This window comes from Vibrio sp. M260118, assembly GCF_036533755.1.
Lineage (GTDB): Bacteria > Pseudomonadota > Gammaproteobacteria > Enterobacterales > Vibrionaceae > Vibrio.
The window spans coordinates 1-4,018 of the sequence record NZ_JATABG010000325.1 but is presented as its reverse complement, the minus strand read 5'-3'; the positions used below and the strand labels follow the sequence as shown (position 1 = coordinate 4,018).

The window sequence follows — 4,018 nt, the reverse complement described above, 5'->3', positions numbered from 1 at the left end:
AAAAATGACTTTATTTGTAGTTTTTTCCATTTCGTCACGTTTTCCCCTCCAAATGAACTTTTTTCGAAAAAATCTCAAAAAAATTCTCAAGATTTTCAGCGCCACGCCGTTAATAAAAGTAACTTAATGAGAAAACGACTTTGGTTTTCCGAGACGTCGGAAACCGGTTACAACGGAAAATCAAATGGAGAAATCACCATGGCAGTAAATGTAAATACTAACGTATCAGCAATGACAGCACAGCGTTACCTAAACAGTGCAACTAATGCTCAACAGACTTCAATGGAGCGTTTGTCATCTGGCTTTAAGATCAATAGCGCAAAAGATGACGCAGCGGGCCTACAAATCTCAAACCGCTTAAACGTTCAGAGCCGTGGTCTTGATGTTGCGGTACGTAACGCGAACGATGGTATCTCTATCGCGCAAACTGCTGAAGGTGCGATGAACGAGACTACAAACATCCTCCAACGTATGCGTGACCTATCGCTACAATCTGCGAACGGTTCAAACTCAAAATCAGAGCGTGTTGCGATTCAAGAAGAAGTGACGGCTTTGAATAACGAACTTAACCGTATTGCTGAAACAACCTCTTTTGGTGGCAATAAGCTTCTAAACGGTACTTACGCAACCAAGTCTTTCCAAATTGGTGCTGATAACGGCGAAGCGGTAATGCTAACCTTAAATAACATGCGTAGCGACAACGCTGATATGGGTGGTACAGCATTCCAAGCGGCGAATGCAAAAGACAAAGACTGGAGCGTTCAAGCGGGTTCTAATGACCTAACTATTACTTTGACCGACAATGCTGGCGAAGAACAAACAATCAATATCAATGCAAAAGAAGGCGACGATATTGAACAACTTGCAACTTATATCAATGGTCAAACAGATTTGGTAACAGCGTCAGTAGACCAAGATGGCGCGCTACAGATTTACGCGGGTAATAATAAAGTAGATGGAGCAACAGTTGCGTTTGATGGTGGACTTGCTGGTGAGTTAGCTATGGGGGCGGGTGCTGCAGTAACGGTTAACGATATTGACGTGACAACTGTCGGTGGTTCACAAGAGTCGGTTGCTATCATCGACAGTGCACTTCAGTATGTAGATAGTCACCGTGCAGAGTTGGGTGCGTTCCAGAACCGCTTCAACCATGCAATTAGCAACTTAGACAACATCAATGAAAACGTGAATGCGTCTAAGAGCCGAATCAAGGATACTGATTTCGCGAAAGAAACGACGGCACTAACCAAGTCGCAAATTCTTTCTCAAGCATCAAGCTCTATTCTGGCTCAAGCGAAACAAGCACCAAACTCAGCACTAAGCCTATTGGGCTAAATCAAATCTAGATCACAAAAATCCAGCTTCGGCTGGATTTTTTTGTTTAATTTAACTTCATGAAAAATAAAGAAAAATAACCTAAAAACTCAGAATTAAGTTAATAAGTCAATATTTTTTTTCTAAAGGTATTTTTTCACTCGCCGTTAAAGGATTGAGAGAAATGAGATGTGTTGATGCGAGGTGAGAGACGCAGATACACATCACCCTAATGCCTAAGGAGATCAAATATGGCAATTAACGTAAACACGAACGTGTCTGCGATGACCGCTCAGCGCTACCTTAATGGGGCGACTGAAGGCATGCAGAAATCGATGGAGCGTTTATCTTCGGGTTACAAAATCAACAGTGCCCGAGATGATGCTGCTGGCCTTCAAATCTCAAACCGCTTGAACTCGCAAAGTCGTGGCCTAGACATGGCGGTAAAAAATGCGAATGATGGTATCTCGATCGCGCAAACTGCCGAGGGTGCGATGAACGAGACAACCAACATACTTCAACGTATGCGTGACTTGTCATTGCAATCTTCAAATGGTTCCAACTCTCGTTCAGAGCGACTCGCAATTCAAGAAGAAGTCACTGCTCTAAACGACGAGCTTAACCGTATTGCAGAAACCACATCATTTGGTGGTAATAAACTACTCAACGGTACTTTCGGTACTCAATCATTCCAAATCGGTGCAAGTTCTGGTGAGGCTGTTCAGCTCTCTATGGGCAATATGCGCTCAGATACCATGGAAATGGGCGGGAAAGCTTATATCGCAGCAGCCGGTAAAGCACCTGATTGGACCGTCTCGGACGGAGCAACTGATCTGACCCTGGACTATACTGATGTACATGGAGACGTACAGTCGCTGACAATTAATGCAAAGGCAGGAGATGATATTGAGCAGCTTGCTACTTACATTAACGGTCAAAGTGAAGATGTAAAAGCATCGGTTGGCGAAGAAGGTAAACTGCAACTTTTTGCTGCGACTAATAAGGTCTCGTCAGATGTGACTATTGGCGGTGATCTAGGTGCGGAGATTGGCTTTGGTGCAGCGGAAGATCGCACGGTTGCTGATGTCGATGTGTCGACAGTTGCCGGTTCACAATTGGCAGTATCTGTTATTGATGGTGCATTAAAAGCGGTAGATAGTCAGCGTGCTGAACTAGGTGCATTCCAAAACCGTTTTGGCCATGCTATCAGCAACTTAGATAACATTAACGAAAATGTTAATGCGTCTAGAAGCCGTATCGTTGATACTGACTACGCGAAGGAAACGACTCAGATGACTAAGTCGCAAATTCTTCAGCAAGCCAGTACCTCTGTACTAGCGCAAGCGAAGCAGTCTCCGTCGGCAGCTCTTAGCTTATTAGGTTAATCGATAGGTTCGATAGGAGCTTATTGGTACAACAATATGTTGTAACCTACTAAGGTGGAAGGGAGATCGTTATGGAAATACCATCCTACACATCGAACATCCAGCCTTATGGCTCAGATAGTGGCACTAAACTTGCTTCAAGAAATGATGTGCAGCAAGTTTCCTCGCAGAAGGAACAGGTCTCTACTCAGGAGATAAGCAAAAAAGCGGCTCAGTCTGTCGAAAAAATGATAGAAGCTTCGAAAGAGCGTGAAAAACTCAATCGGGCAGAGCGTGAAAGGATTGTTGAACAGATGAATGACTTCATTTCGTCGATCAATAAAGGCTTATCGTTTCGTGTTGACGAAGAATCGGGACGAGATGTTGTGACAATATATGAAGCGGAGACTGGCGATATTATTCGCCAGATACCCGATGAGGAAGCGCTGGTTATCTTACGTCGCCTACGGGAGCAAACTGCCCGATATTCGTCGGGAATTGTTAACCAGACGGTGTAATCGTACTTGGAGTGAATGAATGAGTTTTGGCCCTATAGGCATGAATTCTGGCATGGATATCAATTCTATGGTCAGCAAAATTGTGGATTCGGAGCGCATACCTAAGCAGCAACGAATTGACAATGAGCTCGCCCAGATCGATTCCAGTATCAGTGCTTATGGTCGACTCAGAGAGTCGCTGGATACGATGAAAAACTTGATGGCGAACTTTCGTCAAGAGAAAGCTTTCGCCGCAAGAACAGTTGAATCAACAGATGAGGCTGTAGTATCTGCGACGGCGACCACTGAAGCTATCGCTGGTCGGTATGCTATCGATGTGTTGCAGCTTGCCCAAAGTCATAAAATTGCGTCCGATGTTTTGCCGGAAGACGCAAAGTTTGGACCGGGTAAGCTGCAGATTTCGATGGGAGGTGACAAGTTCTCGATTGATGTGCAAGAGAACTCTAGATTGGTTGATATCGTGCGCGGTATCAACGGAAGTAAATCAAACCCAGGGGTGCGTGCTGCTGTTATCAACGATACCGAGGGCCCTCGCCTGATCGTTGCATCTAACCAATCTGGTCAAGACAACGACATTTCAATGCGCGCCGAAGCAAAAGACGGCGACCCGCTTAAATTACTTGAATATAAAACTCTTGAGCAACGGGTTAAAGACCTTGAGCGCGCGCGTGCAGCTGCTCAAGAGTTAATTGCACCTCTGACGCCGGAGGAGCAAAAAGTTGCCGATAAGATTGCCGAAAGCAATATCGAAGCGGCAAAAATTGTAGACCAAGAAATCGCCGATGCCTCTAGGCTGGCCGCGACGAACGCCGACCCCAATGC

The 4,018-nt window shown here is 45.0% G+C and carries 4 protein-coding genes; all 4 read left to right on the top strand.

Features of this window, described 5'->3' with window-relative positions; genetic code table 11:
- Nucleotides 1-198: 198 nt before the first annotated feature.
- Nucleotides 199-1,335, top strand: a complete 1,137-nt coding sequence (locus QTO00_RS15935; RefSeq protein WP_331425669.1) for a flagellin — start codon at nucleotides 199-201, stop codon at nucleotides 1,333-1,335.
- Nucleotides 1,336-1,565: 230 nt separating this feature from the next.
- A complete protein-coding gene (locus tag QTO00_RS15930) occupies nucleotides 1,566-2,699 on the top strand; it encodes a flagellin (protein ID WP_331425668.1) in 1,134 nt (377 codons plus the stop codon).
- A 71-nt stretch (nucleotides 2,700-2,770) separates the two neighbouring features.
- Complete coding sequence (gene flaG / locus QTO00_RS15925; RefSeq protein ID WP_038202559.1) at nucleotides 2,771-3,196, top strand: flagellar protein FlaG; 426 nt, start codon at nucleotides 2,771-2,773, stop codon at nucleotides 3,194-3,196.
- A gap of 19 nt (nucleotides 3,197-3,215) precedes the next feature.
- On the top strand, nucleotides 3,216-4,018 hold an 803-nt coding region (locus QTO00_RS15920), incomplete at its 3' end, for a flagellar cap protein FliD N-terminal domain-containing protein (protein WP_331425667.1).

Coding starts and splice junctions, on each gene's coding strand:
- QTO00_RS15935 (WP_331425669.1), top strand. CDS start 199: ATGGCAGTAAATGTAAATACTAACGTATCAGCAATGACAGCACAGCGT.
- QTO00_RS15930 (WP_331425668.1), top strand. CDS start 1,566: ATGGCAATTAACGTAAACACGAACGTGTCTGCGATGACCGCTCAGCGC.
- flaG (WP_038202559.1), top strand. CDS start 2,771: ATGGAAATACCATCCTACACATCGAACATCCAGCCTTATGGCTCAGAT.